This window comes from Streptomyces sp. OZ13, assembly GCF_052068155.1.
Lineage (GTDB): Bacteria > Actinomycetota > Actinomycetes > Streptomycetales > Streptomycetaceae > Streptomyces.
Map to the genome: position 1 here is coordinate 95,577 of NZ_JBQHCZ010000014.1, position 14,760 is coordinate 110,336.

At 72.7% G+C, this 14,760-nt stretch carries 10 protein-coding genes; 2 read left to right on the plus strand and 8 right to left on the minus strand.

Annotated features, from left to right (window positions below; genetic code table 11):
* Positions 1-186 precede the first annotated feature (186 nt).
* Complete coding sequence (locus tag ACTMTU_RS27095) at positions 187-690, minus strand: ATP-binding protein (protein WP_441266065.1); 504 nt, start codon at positions 688-690, stop codon at positions 187-189.
* A gap of 441 nt (positions 691-1,131) precedes the next feature.
* On the opposite strand from ACTMTU_RS27095, the gene ACTMTU_RS27100 reads away from it, so the two are divergent.
* Complete coding sequence (locus ACTMTU_RS27100; protein WP_441266066.1) at positions 1,132-1,719, plus strand: LuxR C-terminal-related transcriptional regulator; 588 nt, start codon at positions 1,132-1,134, stop codon at positions 1,717-1,719.
* Between the two features lie 57 nt (positions 1,720-1,776).
* On the opposite strand, the gene ACTMTU_RS27105 is transcribed toward ACTMTU_RS27100, so the two are convergent.
* The 7 genes from ACTMTU_RS27105 to ACTMTU_RS27135 form a co-directional block, all read right to left on the minus strand.
* A complete protein-coding gene (locus tag ACTMTU_RS27105) occupies positions 1,777-3,552 on the minus strand; it encodes an ATP-binding cassette domain-containing protein (RefSeq protein ID WP_441266067.1) in 1,776 nt (591 codons plus the stop codon).
* Positions 3,549-5,546 (minus strand): ABC transporter ATP-binding protein, encoded by a 1,998-nt coding sequence (locus ACTMTU_RS27110; RefSeq protein ID WP_441266068.1) that lies wholly within the window; start codon positions 5,544-5,546, stop codon positions 3,549-3,551. The genes ACTMTU_RS27105 and ACTMTU_RS27110 overlap by 4 nt, the downstream gene beginning before the upstream one ends.
* Before the next feature lie 212 nt (positions 5,547-5,758).
* The gene (locus ACTMTU_RS27115) at positions 5,759-5,887 is read right to left on the minus strand and encodes a SapB/AmfS family lanthipeptide (RefSeq protein WP_364598633.1); all 129 of its coding nucleotides are present in this window, start codon (positions 5,885-5,887) and stop codon (positions 5,759-5,761) included.
* Positions 5,888-5,930: 43 nt separating this feature from the next.
* Complete coding sequence (gene lanKC, locus ACTMTU_RS27120; protein ID WP_441266069.1) at positions 5,931-8,537, minus strand: class III lanthionine synthetase LanKC; 2,607 nt, start codon at positions 8,535-8,537, stop codon at positions 5,931-5,933.
* A 191-nt stretch (positions 8,538-8,728) separates the two neighbouring features.
* Positions 8,729-9,496, minus strand: coding sequence for an enoyl-CoA hydratase/isomerase family protein (locus tag ACTMTU_RS27125; RefSeq protein ID WP_005311653.1), 768 nt, complete (start codon positions 9,494-9,496; stop codon positions 8,729-8,731).
* A gap of 74 nt (positions 9,497-9,570) precedes the next feature.
* A complete protein-coding gene (locus ACTMTU_RS27130; RefSeq protein WP_441266070.1) occupies positions 9,571-10,818 on the minus strand; it encodes a L,D-transpeptidase in 1,248 nt (415 codons plus the stop codon).
* Between the two features lie 188 nt (positions 10,819-11,006).
* Positions 11,007-12,233 (minus strand): Ig-like domain-containing protein, encoded by a 1,227-nt coding sequence (locus tag ACTMTU_RS27135; RefSeq protein WP_441266071.1) that lies wholly within the window; start codon positions 12,231-12,233, stop codon positions 11,007-11,009.
* Positions 12,234-12,431: 198 nt separating this feature from the next.
* Here ACTMTU_RS27135 and glgX point away from each other — a divergent pair, with 198 nt between their 5' ends.
* Entirely contained in the window at positions 12,432-14,738 is a 2,307-nt protein-coding gene (glgX, locus tag ACTMTU_RS27140; protein ID WP_441266072.1) for a glycogen debranching protein GlgX, read from the plus strand.
* The last annotated feature ends 22 nt before the right edge of the window (positions 14,739-14,760 follow it).

The following is a 14,760-nucleotide window of genomic DNA, read 5'->3' on the forward strand; positions in this document are numbered from 1 at the left end:
CGATGCCACGACCCCCATTGACCCGGGCCAGGTCGACATCAGCGGCCGTGGATACACCCCCCGATCCACGGCGCTCCACACAGAAGCCCCCGAGTCGCCGCCATCGCGGCGCACGGGGGCTTCTGTGTGTCGCGGCGCACGGGGGCTTCTGTGTGTCGCGGGCCCGCCGGCGTACGGCGACGCGCGTCAGCGGTCGGCGACCCGCATCTCGAACCAGGTGGTCTTGCCGCGCGGCAGCAGGTCCACGCCCCAGCGGTCGGCGAGTTTGTCGACGAGGAACAGCCCCCGGCCGCTGGTGTCCATCTCGCCGACGGGCATCAGACAGGGCAGCCCCCGGGACGGATCGCGCACCTCGATGCGGATCCAGCCCCGGCGGCGCAGCATCCGTAAGCCGAACACCCGCGCCCCGGTGTGGCGTACCGCGTTGCCGACGAGCTCGGAGACGAGCAGGACCGCGTACTCGCCCGTCTGCGCCGGCAGCGCCCACTGGCGCAGCACCACGCACTGGGTGAGCCGCCGGGCGGTGGCGGCGGACTCGGGCCGGGAGGGGAGGCGCACCTCCGCGTCGGTGGGGTTGCCGTACAACTCGACGGCCTTCAGGGCCTGTTCGTCGTCGGCGGCCGGTACCCACCGTGCGGCGGTCGCGCTGACGCGCTGCCGCGGTTGTCCCACACCCTCGAGGCCCGCCATGTCTCCATCATGGCCCCTGCCGCCCGTCCGCGTGGCCGTTACCGCGGAACGGAGCCCCTCGGAACAGGACGGCACGACCGGCTCGAACGGCATCCGGCCCCGACGACGCCAGGTGTGGCCCGCCCGCCTGAACCCGGGTGAAGGCCACCCTCACGAGTGACGCCGGGACCCACGGCAGCCGGCCGACGCCGATGTACCGCCCTCCGCCCACAGCTCACGGGTGCGTGGTATCAGGCCATTTGTCGTGCGGTGCCTTCCCGCGGAGCCCTCGATGGCCTGCACCGGCTTCACGGCCCGGGTACTCATCCGGCCAATCCGCCACCTCGTGCGCCCCTGCGCTTCCGAAAGCCCCGTTCCCCGGACCATCGCGGGGGCACTCAGAGGAGGGGCGGATCAGGAGCGTCACGCCGAACCGTGTGACGGGCATAACGAGGGTGGGAAATGATACGGGTGACTGTGGTGTACGAGGCCGGGCTGCTGCGGGCGGCGCTCGAGGAACTGCTGTGCTGCGGCGGCGAGTTCGATGTCTCCTCAGTTGCGCACTGGCCGCAGAGACCGACCCCTGGCGGTCCTGTGCCGGACGTCTACGTCATCGACGCCGAGTGCCTCGAGCCGGCCAGGGCCGCTGACCGGACGGCGACCGGCAGGGGCGCCCTCGTGGCGCTCGTCCCTGCGCAGCGACCGGGGGTGCTGCGCAGGGCCCATGAGGCCGGTGCCCTCGGGTTCGTCGACAAGGACGGCTCCAAGAGCCGATTACTCACCGCGGTGCGCCGCGCGGCGAAGGGCGACCGGTTCGTGGACGAGGCACTCGCCGCCGGTTTCCTGGCGGCGGCGGAAATGCCCCTCACGCAGCGCGAGTTGACCGTACTGGCGCTGGCCGCCAAGGGGCAGCCGATAGCGGAGGTCGCCGCGTCGTTGCACCTGTCCCAGGGGACGGTCCGGAACTACATGGCGAGCGTCATCCGCAAGGTGGGGGCCCGCAACCGGGTGGACGCGATCCGCATCGCGCAGGGAGCCGGCTGGACCTGACCGGGTCGGCGGACCGGGCCGCTCCGGCACGTGCACGGACCGCGGCCGCCGGTCGTGTCAGCGGCCCGTGCCGTGCCAGTGCCCCACCAGGTCCCGGTACAGAGCGGAACGCACGAGCAGTTCCTCGTGCGTTCCGCACCGGGCGTGCGTGCCGTCGAGGGCGAGGACGCGGTCCGCCCGGAGCGCCGACGACAGCCGGTGGGCCACCACGACCAGGGTCCCCGGGCGGGCGGCGAGAGCCCGCTCGGCCACCGCCTCCGTCGAGGGATCCAGATGGGACGTCGCCTCGTCGAGCAGCAGCACGGGCGCCGGGGAGAGGTGGGCACGACCGAGGGCGATGAGCTGCCGCTCGCCCTGGGAGAGGGTCCGCGGTGTCAGGATCGCGTCCAGGCCGCCGACCCTGGCCACGAGCGGCTCCAGCTCCAGCGCCCGCACGGTCTCCTCCACGGCCGCTCGCGGGGCGTGCGGGCGCAGGTAGCAGAGGTTGTCCCGGAGCGTGCCGGTGAACACGTACGCGTCCTGCGGGAGAAGGGTGCGCAGGCCCGTCAGGTCCGTGGGCGGCACCGGCACGAGGGGGTGCCCGGCCAGCCGCACCGTCCCCTCGGATGGCGCCAGCGTGCCGGCCACGACCTGGAGCAGTGTCGATTTGCCGATGCCGCTCGGCCCGACGACCGCGAGGTGCTCCCCCTCGGCGACGGACAGGTCCAGCCCGTCCAGGACGGGACGCGCCCGCGACCCGAAGGAGACCCGGACGCCCCGCACTTCCACCGCCGCCCCACCGGTCGGGGGACCGGGCCGGGGGCCTGCGGCGGGAGGGCCGACGGCCGTGTCCGGGTACGGCTCGGTGAGCCGGCCGAGGACCACGAGCAGCCGGGCGCCCGCGGCGCCGAGCACCGTCATCAGTGAGTGCAGGGCGGGCAGCAGGGCCTGAAGCAGATAGGTGAGGGCACCCGCCAGCGCTCCTGCCGATACACCTTGCCCCAGCAGCCACGGCGTGCAGACCAGGAGGAGGAGGACCGGCAGCTGACCGGCCACGGCCACGGCGAGGGTGCGCACGGCTGCCCAGCGGGCCATCGACCGTGCCGCGGCGGCGGCCTCGTCGACGTCGAGCCGCCCCCGTGCGGCGGCCGCGTCCTGCGTGCCGCAGGCGACGATGTCGCGCAGGGCCGTCCGTACGCCCTGCGCGTGCCGGCCGATCGCCTCGTCGGCGTCGAGGTAACGGTGCTGGGCGCGGGCCATCGGCAGCAGCGACATCATGAACAGCGCGACTCCCAGCAGCAGCGGCGGCACAACGATCAGCAGGAACTGCGGTGCCAGCGACAGCAGGCCGACGGCGGCCCCGGCGGCGACGAAGACGAAGGAGCGCGCGGTGAGCACAAGCCCCGCGAAGCTGTCCCGGGCGATCTCCGTCTGGCTGGTCAACCGGGAGACGGCCGTGCCGTCGACCGATCCGCCGGGGGCGGTGGCCTTGCGCAGCGCGTGCGTCACCGCTCGGCGGACCAGAGCGTCGCGCAGCGGCTCCGTCAGATCGGCGAGCAGGGCGAAGACCCCGCGGGTGACGGGAGCGCCGAGCAGAATCACCCCGGCCGCCAGCGCCAGCCAGAGCAGACCCGTCACGGTGTCCGCCCGCAGGAAACCGTCGTCGAGTGCTCTGGCGACTCCGTAACCACCGAGGAACGTCTGCACGGACTCGGCGGCGGACAGCGCCATGAGCCCGAACAGAGTCCGCTTCCTGCTCAGGAGGAAACGCCGGGCCGGTGCCGCGAGGCGGCGGGCGGCCACCCGGTCGGTGACGGAGGGGCCGTGACCGGGCCGGGCGGCGGTCCGGCTCATCGCCCCGACCCCAAGCCGCGTCGAGCGACCGGAGCGGCGGGCGGCGGGCCGGTCCGCGGCGGCGGGGCCGCGCCCGCGGCAAGTGGGTCCCGCGCAGGCACGCGGTCGGGCGCGGCGGGCGGATCCGGCGTGGACAGAGGGTCTCCCCCTGCCGGCGGGTGCGGGCAGGCCGGCTGTTCCGGCCCCGGGGCGAACACCGCACGGTAGTCCGGGTCGCGCCACAGCTCGTCGTGCGGCGCGACGCGTCGGACGCGGCCCGCCTCCAGCCAGATCACCAGGTCGGCCCGGGCGGCGGTGGACACCCTGTGCGCGACGACCAGCCGCGTGCCGGTGAGCGAGGAACGCGACAGCGCGAGTTCCACCTGGCGTTCCGTGGCCGTGTCGAGGCTGGAGGTCGCGTCGTCCAGGATCGTCAGACGCCCTCGGCGTACGAAGGCCCTGGCCAGTCCGAGGCGTTGCCGCTCGCCCCCGGACAACGGCGCCTGGTCCAGCGGTGTCCCGTACCCCTGGGGCAGCAGGCGTACGAAGCCGTCGGCGTGCGCGAGGGCCGCGGCGTGCCGGACCTGTTCGCCGCTCGTGGGGACGGCTCCGGCCGCCACTGCCTCGGCCACCGTGCCGCCGGGGAACTCGGGTCGTGCGAAGGCGTAGGCGACGCAGGCGCGAAGTTCGCCGCGCACCACCTGGGACAGCGGTACGCCGTCGAGGAGCACCTGTCCCGCGTCCGGGTCCTCGAGCCGGCCGGCGACGGCGGCGAGGCTGGACTTGCCGGAGCCGGACCGGCCCACCACGGCGGCCGTCGCGCCTCCGGGCACCTTCAGCGTCACGTCCGTGAGCAACGGCACGCCGCCGCGCACCACACCGACCCCTCTGAGTTCCAGGGCGCCGGTTCCGGCGACGGGCAGGACCTCGCAGCCGTGGGACATCGGCTCCAGGTCCGCGAGTTCGGCCGTGCGACGGGCCGCGCTGCGGGCACGGACGAGCGCGCCGAGCGGGGACGCGACCCCGCCGACGCCCGCTGCGAGCGCCGCGTAGCGCGAGGCCGCCAGCAGTTCCCCCACGCTCAGGGCGCCTTGGGAGACGCGGATACCGCCCACGGCGAGGACGGCGGTGACGAGCAGCGGCAGCAGCACGCCGCTGTGCGCCACGGCACGGCCGTGGACGGTCCACATACGCCGTCCGTGCAGGGCCAGTTCGTCGAGCGGGGCGAGGACGCGCCGCGCCTCGCGGCCGACGGTGCCCGCCGCGGCGACCGTACGGGCGCCCTCCAGTGCCTCCGTCAGCCGGGCGGCGATGTCGGCCTGCACCCGCTGGTAGCGGCCGACGCTGTCGGACGAGTGACGGGCGAAGGCACGCAGCAGCAGAAGGAGCAGCGGAACACCGGCCAGGAACACGGCAGCGGTCCACGGATCGATGAGCGCGAGGGCGACGAGGGCGCCCACGGGGGTGAGCAGTGAAGAGACGATGGTCGCGAGCGCCGCGGGCGCGGCGCCGCTGTCCGCCGCGTTCACGCACAGCCGGGCGGCGACGTCACCGGGAGAGTACGGGGCCGCCCTCTCGAGCGGACTGCCGAGCAGCCCCGTCAGCGCCCGGACCCGTACCCAGGCGGTGGCGCGGGCGTTCGCCAGTTGGCTCAGCAGGACGCGTGCCGCCTCGAGCAGGACCTCGCCCGCCAGCAGCACGGCGCTCAGCGCGAGCCATGGCCCCACCCCGGGGCGTCGGTCCAGCATCAGGTCCAGCGCGTGCCCGATGACGGCGGGTACCGCGAGCGCGCACCCGGCGGCGGCCGTCGAACTCAGGCCGAGGACGGCGGTGATGAACCAGGTGCGCCGCACCGTGCCGCGCAGGAGTGCGTCTCCTCCACCCACCGGCGCCGTACGGCCCTTCTCCCGCCTGCTCTCGCCTCGGGGCTTCGCGGCCGGCTGCCCCTGGTCACGCCGTTGCTTCTCACGCTGTCGCCCGCCCCGCACCCGCTCGGCCCGTTCCAGCCTCGTCACCCCTCTCCGGTCACCCGTCTCCGGCGCTCGTCCCGGCAGTCCTCTGCGGAGGACGCCCCGGAGGCCACCCCCGGAAGCCGCTCCGGGGCTCGGCCGGGGAGCGCCGGCCGCCGCTCGGAGCCGCGTTCCGGACGCCGCGGCGCCCCCGGAGATGTGCTCCGGGGGCGCCAGGACTCCGCCGCGACGTGCGCCGCTCGCGGAGCCACGCCGGATCAGTGACAGGTGGTCACGCTGAGGCTGCTGTCACCGCACAGCAGCAGGCTGGCGCGGCTGCCGGTCTCGACGTCGCCGATGGCCTCTTCCTTCGGGGTCTCCATCGACTGCAGGTCCAGCAGGGTCATGATCTTTTCCTCTCTGTCGGGGACGGTGCTACTGACGACCCCGTCACGGGGCCGGTTCTTGGGGGTGCCGCAGCGGCGGCAGGAACGGCAGCTGCGCCGGGCGGTCGCCGAGCGCCGCCGCCAGTGCCAGCAGGCAGCCGGCCGTACCGGTGGACAGGTCCATCGACAGCCGCATCATCTGCTCACCGGGAAAGGCCAGCCGGCCTTCGTAGGACATGGCGTGCCAGGCCAGAGAGCGGATCTGGCGGCGCACGTCCTCCGCTGTGGTGCCGGGGCCGCCCGTGGTGGTACGCGCGAGGTGCAGGACCATGCCGGCGGCGCCGCGGAAGAGGCCGGGCTGTGCGTAGAACGTGGCCTGCGCGGCGCGCACGATCTCGCGGCGCGCCTGGTCGAAGGTCTCGTCGCGGCGGTGGGCCGCGTAATCGTCGAGCACCATTCCTATGCCGACGCTGCCCGCTCCCAGGTAGGGCATCGTGCGCCAGCCCTCGTCCACCTGGAGGGTGCCCGCGGCACCCTGTACGCACCGGGACAGGTCGTCGCGCAGCGCCTCGGCCGCCAGGTCGAGCAGCGCGGTGTTCCCGGTGCGTTCGTGCAGCCGCACGAATAGCAGCGCCCGGCCCGCGGACCCGTGCAGCAGCCCGGTGCGCCGTGGGCTCCGCCCGGTCCCGGCGCCGGCGGGGACGGGGCGGGCCGTCAACTCCGCGCAGCGGAGGGCGGCGTCGTGCAGGGCCGTCTCCCCGGTGGCGGCGGCGAGTGCGTCGAAGGCGAGGCCGAGTCCGGCCGTGCCGCCGTGCAGGTCGGGTGAGAGTGCCGACCAGTCCTGTTCGAGAATCCGGCAGGCGAGTTCCAGGGCGGGGTCCGTGTGTCCCAGCCGGTGAAGGGTCCAGGCGATGCCGGCAAGGCCGTCGTAGAACCCGAGCGGAGTGCCCGAGTCGGGTGCCTTCGCGTGACGCAGCAGCCACTCCTCGGCGGCGGGGCAGGCCGGGGAGCCGCTCTCGTGGAGCGCGTAGAGCACTCCGGCGGCACCGTGGCCGAAGGCCGCTCCGCCGCCCGCGGCCGCGAACTGCGCGATGTCGCCGGGGAAATACCGGTCCTCGCGCTCCGGGGTCGCCGACGCGAGGATCGCCCCGGCCATCGAGTCGCGGCTGCGCGGCCAGTCGTCCGGTTCCACGGGGAGGAACCGGAGAGACCGTCCCGCCGGCGCGTTGGGCGGCCCCCCGGCCGGGTCGCGTCCGATCTCCCGTACGGCCTCGTCGAGGAAGTCGCGGGGCACCGGGAAGTGCCGTGCCGCGAGGTCGGCCAGGTGCGCGGCCTTGCCCCGGTCGACGGCGAGCAGGCTGGTGAGCGGCAGGAACAGGGCGATCCGCAGGCAGGCCAGCGCGTAGCGGTCGACGTCGGTGCCGCGCCGGTCGGCGGGGGCGACGAACGCCGGGTGGGCGACGATCTGGCGGCCGTGCTCCCCCACAGGGCGTGCCGCTTCGAAGTCGAGCAGTACGACGGACTCCTCGTCCTCGGCGACCATGATGTTGAACAGGTGCAGATCGTTGAAGACCACTCCGCGTGCGTGGACGTCGGCCACCGCCTGTTCGACCAGGCCGTGCATCCGCATCGCCCACCGGGTGTACTCGTCCAGCCGCTCGGGCGAAGGGTCCGCGTCGATCAGCGGGTGCCTGCGGGCGAAGAAGGAGTTGAGCGGCCGGCCCGCCACATGTTCCAGTGCGAGGAAGTGGTGCTCGCCCAGCACGAAGCGGTCCACGACCTCCGGTGTGCAGTCGAGCCCCGACAGCTGCCGCAGCGCCCGGTGTTCCCGGTCCAGGCGGGTCACCGCGTCGGCGCCGTCGGCGGCGAGGCCGGCGTACGGGCGGGCCTCCTTGAGCACGACCCGCCTGCCGGTGGCCTTGTGGTGAGCCTCGTAGACCCCGCCGCCGTTGGAGAAGTGCAGCGCCTTGTCGATGGTGTACGGCAGGTCTGTGACAGCCACCGCGCCACGGGCCTCGAGGTGGGGCCGCAGATAGTCGGGCGGGGTGACCCATCCGGGTATGCGGAACACCGGTTCGCGCGGGTCGGGCACGAGCGCGCCGGCCCCGTTCTCGATCGCGGGGCGCAGCTCACCGTGCTCGTCGTAGCAGTGGCGGCGGGTGAAGCTCCCGTAGCGCAGGTGCACCGGTCCCGCGCCCCAGCGCAGGTCGCTGAGGATGTACGGGCCGGGCTCGCCGTCGAGGAGCGCGGCGAGATCGCCCGCGATCCGACCGCACCGGGCGTCGTCCGCCGGGTAGACCGTGATGAACTTGCCGCTCGCCGCCCGGTCGGCGTACTTGGCGTTGCGCTGGTGCAGCAGGTAGCGGCTCGGGACGAACTTGAACGCCACCCCGTGCGCCAGGCAGTACGTCCGGACCGTGGTGAGCACGGACTCCGCGTTGCCGAGGGAGGCGGAGACATGGATCTTCCAGCCCTGGGACGGCAGCGCCTGGTCGACGGGCCGCAGGGCGAGCCAGTCGCCCGTGCGGTGGCTGAGCCAGCCCTCGGGGACCGGCAGCCGCGCCGCCTCGTACAGGGAGCCGTGAGAGGTCTCCGCTGCGAACTCCAGGCAGTGCGGCGCGTCGTAGAAGTGCCGGTCGGCGTCGCAGTAGACCGCGTACCCCTTGTTCACGCACACTCCCTCGGTCGGTGACAGGAGTGACGTTGTCACGCGCCGCCGGGCGCCCGACAGTCACCGCTGTCACCTTCCGAACGTGCGGTACGCACAGGTAACCAGGGCCGCACGCGGCGGGCCGGCCCGGCCGAGCGGGGCCCACTGCCCGGGGCCCGGACAGAGCCGGAGCCGTGCCCGACCAGGTGCGGTCAGAGGAACTTGGCCTTGCCCGGGCCTTCCTCGACGAAGCTGCGCATGCCGCGTTCCCGGTCCTCGGTGGCGAACAGGCCGGCGAACCAGTTGCGTTCCACGGCGAGCCCGGTCTCGATGTCCGTCTCGAGTCCGGCGTCCACCGATTCCTTCGCCGCGCGAAGCGCCAGCGCGGGCCCCTTGGCCAGCGCCGCGGCCCAGGCGTGTGCCTGCTCGTACACCTCGGCGGCGGGGACGACACGGTCCACCAGGCCGAGGGAGAGCGCCTCTTCCGCCTTGACCATGCGGCCCGTGAAGATCAGGTCCTTGGCGCGGGAGGGGCCGATCAGCCGGGACAGCCGCTGGGTGCCGCCCGCGCCCGGGATGAGGCCGAGCAGGATCTCCGGCTGGCCGAGCTTGGCGTTGTCGGCGGCGATCCGGTAGTCGGCGCAGAGCGCGAGCTCACAGCCGCCGCCGAGGGCGTAGCCGGTGACGGCCGCGACGACGGGCTTCGGGATACGGGCCACGGCGGTGAAGGACTCCTGCAGTGCCCGGGAGCGCACGACCATCGCCGCGTGGTCCATGGCCTGCATCTCCTTGATGTCCGCGCCTGCCGCGAACACCTTCTCACCGCCGTAGAGGATCACGGCCCGCACGTCGTCACGGCGGCCGGCCTCCTCCGCGAGCTCGCGCAGCCGGTCCTGGACGGCGATGTCGAGGGCGTTCATCGGAGGGCGGTCGAGCCTGATGGTGCCGACGCCTTCGGAGACTTCCAGTGAAACGGTCATGAGGAGAGGTTAGTGCGCGTTAACGCGTCGGGGCCCGGTGCTGTTGCTCACAGCACCGGGCCCCGCGTCGCGTCCTACTTGGTCCACTCGGACCAGGACATGTTCCAGCCGTTGAGGCCGTTGTCCGGAGCGATCTGCTTGTCCTTGGAGTTCTTCACGATCACCACGTCGCCGATGATCGAGTTGTTGTAGAACCAGGCCGACGGGGTGTTCTTGTCGTACGCGCCGCGCACGTCCCGCAGCCCGATGCACCCGTGGCTGACGTTCGCAGAGCCGAACGTGCCGGGCGAGGCCCAGTAGTTGCCGTGGACGAAGGTGCCCGAGGTGGACAGCCGCATCGCGTGCGGCACGTCCTTGATGTCGTACTCGCCGCCGAAGCCCACGGTGGCGCCGTTCATCCGGGTCACCTTGTACTTCTCGCTGATGACCATCTGCCCGTTGTAGGTGGTGGTCGACGGCGCGCCGGCGGTGATCGGGATGCTCTTGATCTCCTTGCCGTCGCGCACGACCTTCATGGTCTTGGCGCTCGCGTCGACCGTGGAGACCTGACTGCGGCCGATGGTGAACGAGAAGCTCTTGGCCTGCTTGCCGTACACGCCGGGTCGGCCCTCGACACCGTCCAGGTTGAGCTTCACGGTGACCTTCGTGCCCGCGGCCCAGTACTTCTCGGGACGGAAGTCGAGGCGGTCGTTGCCGAACCAGTGGCCCTCGATCGGCACGGACGGCTCGGCGGTCACCGTGATGGCCTTCTCGACCGCCGCCGGGTCGGTGATGCCGCGGGTGAAGTTGATGGAGACCGGCATGCCGACGCCGACGGTGGCGCCGTCCTCCGGCGTGTAGTGGCCGATGAAGGTGTTCTTGGGTACCAGCGTGGTGAAGGTGGTGTCCTTTGCGGACTCACGGCCGTCCGCGTCCTCGGCGACGGCGTGCACCTTGTACTTGGTGGCGCCCGCCAGGTGCTGAAGCGGCTGCCAGCTGGCGCCGTCCGCGGCGATCCGGCCCTCGATCTTCGTGCCCTTGTCGTCCTGCACGGTGACCGTCGTCAGCTTGCCCTTGGCCGCGGTCACCTTCAGGGCGCCCATGGTCGCGACCGCGTCGGCGCCGTCCTTCGGCGAGATGGTGACCACCGCCTGGGACGCCGCGTTCTCGACCTTGCCGCTGCCGTCCTTGCCGCCGGGGTTCTTGTCACCGCCCTTGGCGGAGCTCCCGCCTCCGCAGGCGGTCAGAACCAGCATCGCCCCCATGACCAGAGCGGACAGCACGGCGCCCCCGCGCCCGCGTCCGTTTCCGGCCGATGCCCCCGATATCGGCTGCCCGTTCACAGTCGTGTACTCCCCTCGCACGGCCTGGCACCGCCACGGCCCCCACCCCCGCGCGCCTCACGCACGCACGGCGATAGATAATCACACCGCAGGTCGTCAAATGTGCCCCCGAATGTCACCGTTCGGTCCCAAGTCGTCCATGGGACCGTGTGGGGCCGCCTACGGGCGGGCGAGAGGGTTCTGCCCGGTCAGCGCAGTGCCGAACCCGCCTTCCAGCGCTGCCAGTCGAGGTTCCAGCCGCCGAGGCCGTTGTCCGGTGCGACCGTCCTGTCCTTGGATCCCACGACCTCCACCACGTCCCCGATCAGGGTCCGGTCGAAGAACCAGCCCGCCGGGGATTCGCTGCTGCCGCCCTTGTCGTCCCGGAGCCCCACGCAGCCGTGCGAGACGTTGTCCGAGCCGAAGACGCTTGCGGGGGTCCAGTAGTTGCCGTGCAGGAAGGTCCCGGAGGTGGTCAGCCGGATGGCGTGCGGCACGTCCTTGATGTCGTACTCGCTCTTGCCGTCCTTGTTCGTGAAGCCGACGGTGGCGCCGTTCATCCGGGTCACGTCGTGCATCTCGGTGACCACCATCTTGCCGTTGTACGTCGTGGACTTGGGCGCGCCGGCGGTGATCGGAACGGTCGCCAGGACCTGTCCGTCACGCACCACCTTCATGGTGTGCGCCGCCGCGTCGACCCGGGACACCTGGGACCGGCCGATCGTGAAGGAGACGGTCCTGTTCTGGATGCCGTACACGTCGGGTGCCGCCTCGACGTCCCGCAGCCGCATGTCGACCGTGACCTCGGTGCCCGGCTTCCAGTACGTGCGGGGGCGGAAGTCGAGACGCTCCTTGCCGAACCAGTGGCCGGCGACCTCCACAGGCGGCTGCGAGCTCACCCGGATCGCGCGCTCCACGGCGGCCCGGTTCTCGATCTTCCGGTTGAAGGAGAAGGACACGATCATCCCCGTGCCCACGGTCGAACGGTTCTCCGGTTTGAAGTTCGCGATGAACCGGCTGTCGGGGACCAGGGTCGTGAACGTCGTGTGGCGGGCGGAGCGACGACCGTGGCCGTCCAGCGCCACCACGTCCACGCTGTACTTGGCGGCGAGCTTCAGCCGGGTGCCCTTCTCGGGCGCCCAGCGCAGACCGTCGTCGGAGATCCGCCCCTCGACCACGGTCTTCGTGGCGTCCTCGGTCCGGGTGACCTCGACCCGCTCCAGCCGCCCGCTGGGCAGCCGCACCTCCACGGTGTCGTCGGGGCGCACCTCTTTCGCGCCGTCCTCGGGAGTGACCCGGATGGTGTCATTGGTCGCGCGCGGTTTGTCGCCGATGGCCGGCACCCCGCCGGAGCAGCCGACGAGGCCCGCGATCAGTCCTGCTCCTGCCAGGGCGACCGCGGCCCTGTGCCCTGCCCGCTTCAGTACATGTCTCACGTACCGGTCAACGACGACCACCCGGCGGGGGCAACGTGAACGGCGGGCGATGTTGGGACGGGGGCGGCGCGGGCAGAAATGGTGACAGGACCACGCGTGGGGTGCCGCGGCCGGGACGCCGCGGGCAGTGCTCCTTGCGGGACCTGCCGCCCGGGAGCACCTCGAGCGGGGGCCCGACGAGCCGCGGGAGGCCGGCAGGTGTCGAGCGCAGCCGAGCAGGAGACGGTGCGGGAGCAGGTGCCGGGCGAGCCGCCCGGCACCCGTTCGGCGGTGGCCGGCCCGGCCGCACGCCGTTCGAGGACCGATGCCGGGGAGCCGGACACGGGCTCCCGCAGACCACCCATGTGGCCGGGGGCGCCGACGCCCCTGGGCGCGCGGTTCCGGACGGGGCCGGACGGGGTGGCGGGGACCAACTTCGCGCTGTGGGCGGGCGGGGCGGAAGGGGTGGAGCTCTGCCTCTTCGACGAGCGGGGTGGAGAGACCCGGCTGCCGCTCACCGAACTGACCCATGAGATCTGGCACGGCTTCGTGCCCGGCGTGGGGCCCGGCACGCGGTACGGATACCGGGTGCACGGCCGCTGGGACCCCTGGACGGGAGCCCGGTGGAATCCGGCGAAGCTCCTGCTCGACCCGTACGCGAGGGCCGTCGACGCGGGCGCGGGCAACGACTACGGGGCCCTGCCCCCGGAGGTCTACGGGCATGTGCGCGACTGGCCGGAGCAGCATGTCGCCGACACCGTTCGCGACGACCGGGACTCGGCCCCGTTCGTCCCCAAGGCGGTGGTCGTCCACGACGACGCCGGCGGCGACGAGTGGATGGACGACCGCAGGCCCAAGACGCCCTGGGCCGACTCGGTCATCTACGAACTGCACGTCCGCGGATTCACCCGGCTGCACCCGGGCATCCCGGAGGAACTGCGGGGCACGTACGCGGGGCTCGCCCACCCGGCGGCGATCGAGCATCTGGTGCGGCTCGGTGTGACGGCGGTCGAACTGCTGCCGGTGCACCAGTTCGCGCACGAGGACCACCTGCTGCGCCGCGGGCTGCGCAACTACTGGGGCTACAACTCGATCGGGTACTTCGCCCCGCACGCGGCCTACGCGGCCACCGGCACCGCCGGTCAGCAGGTCGGCGAGTTCAAGCGGATGGTGCGCGCGCTGCACGCCGCGGGGATCGAGGTCATCCTCGACGTGGTATACAACCACACGGCGGAGGCCGGCGAGCTGGGGCCGATGCTGTCCCTGCGCGGGATCGACAACCGCGGCTACTACCGTCTCCAGGGGGACGCCCGCAGATACGCGGACTACACGGGCTGCGGCAACACACTGCACGTCGTGCAGCCCCAAGTGCTGCGGCTGATCACGGATTCGCTGCGCTACTGGGTGACCGAGATGGGCGTCGACGGCTTCCGTTTCGACCTGGCCGCGGCGCTGGCCCGCTCGATGCACGACGTCGACATGCTGTCCCCGTTCCTCGCCGTCATCGCGCAGGACCCGGTGCTGCGCCGGGTGAAGCTGATCGCCGAGCCGTGGGACGTGGGCAACGGCGGCTACCAGGTGGGGGCGTTCCCGCCGCTGTGGACGGAGTGGAACGACCGCTACCGGGACTCGGTGCGCGACTTCTGGCGCGGCGCGCTGCACGATGTGCGTGATCTCGGCTACCGGCTGTCCGGCTCCAGCGACCTGTACGCCTGGGGCGGGCGGCGGCCGTACGCGTCCATCAACTTCATCACCGCACACGACGGCTTCACCCTGCGCGACCTGGTCAGCTACGAGCGCAAGCACAACGAGGCCAACGGCGAGGGCAATCGGGACGGCACCGACGACAACCGCTCCTGGAACTGCGGCGTCGAGGGAGAGACCGACGATCCGGCCGTACAGGCCCTGCGCCGACGGCAGCTGCGCAATCTGCTGACCACCCTGCTGGTGTCGACGGGCGTGCCCATGCTCGTCGCCGGCGACGAGATGGGCCGCACCCAGGGCGGCAGCAACAACGCCTACTGCCAGGACAACGAGGTCAGTTGGGTGGACTGGTCGCTGCTCGAACAGCCGGGGCCCGCCGGTCTGCTTCAGCTCACCCGGCGGCTGCTGGCGCTGCGGCACAGCCATCCGGTGCTGCGCAGACGCGCCTTCTTCTCCGGCCGGCCGCAGGCCGCCGACGGGCTGCGGGACCTTGCCTGGTTCACGCCGCAGGGCAGCGAGATGACCGAGGAGGACTGGTACGCGCCGTCCGCCACCCTCGCCCTCTACCTCTCCGGCCGGGACATCCCCGGCCGTGACGCGCGCGGCTGTCAGGTGACGGACGACAGCTATTTGACGGTGCTGCACGCGGCGGCGGAGCCGGTGGACTTCCGGCTGCCCGGACCGCCGTGGGCGGCGGCGTACGAACTGGTCGTGGACACCTCGCTGGAGGACCAGAGCACCGCTCCGGGCACCGTGCACGAAGGCGGTTGCGTGGTGCGGGTGCCGGGGAGGTCGGTGCTGCTGCTGAGGGTGCGGACCTGACGCGCCGCCGGGCCGGTGGCGC

Excerpts from the sequence above, each read along its gene's own strand:
- ACTMTU_RS27095 (WP_441266065.1), bottom strand. The coding sequence starts at position 690 with ATGGCGGGCCTCGAGGGTGTGGGACAACCGCGGCAGCGCGTCAGCGCG.
- ACTMTU_RS27100 (WP_441266066.1), top strand. The coding sequence starts at position 1,132 with ATGATACGGGTGACTGTGGTGTACGAGGCCGGGCTGCTGCGGGCGGCG.
- ACTMTU_RS27105 (WP_441266067.1), bottom strand. The coding sequence starts at position 3,552 with ATGAGCCGGACCGCCGCCCGGCCCGGTCACGGCCCCTCCGTCACCGAC.
- ACTMTU_RS27115 (WP_364598633.1), bottom strand. The coding sequence starts at position 5,887 with ATGACCCTGCTGGACCTGCAGTCGATGGAGACCCCGAAGGAAGAGGCC.
- ACTMTU_RS27125 (WP_005311653.1), bottom strand. The coding sequence starts at position 9,496 with ATGACCGTTTCACTGGAAGTCTCCGAAGGCGTCGGCACCATCAGGCTC.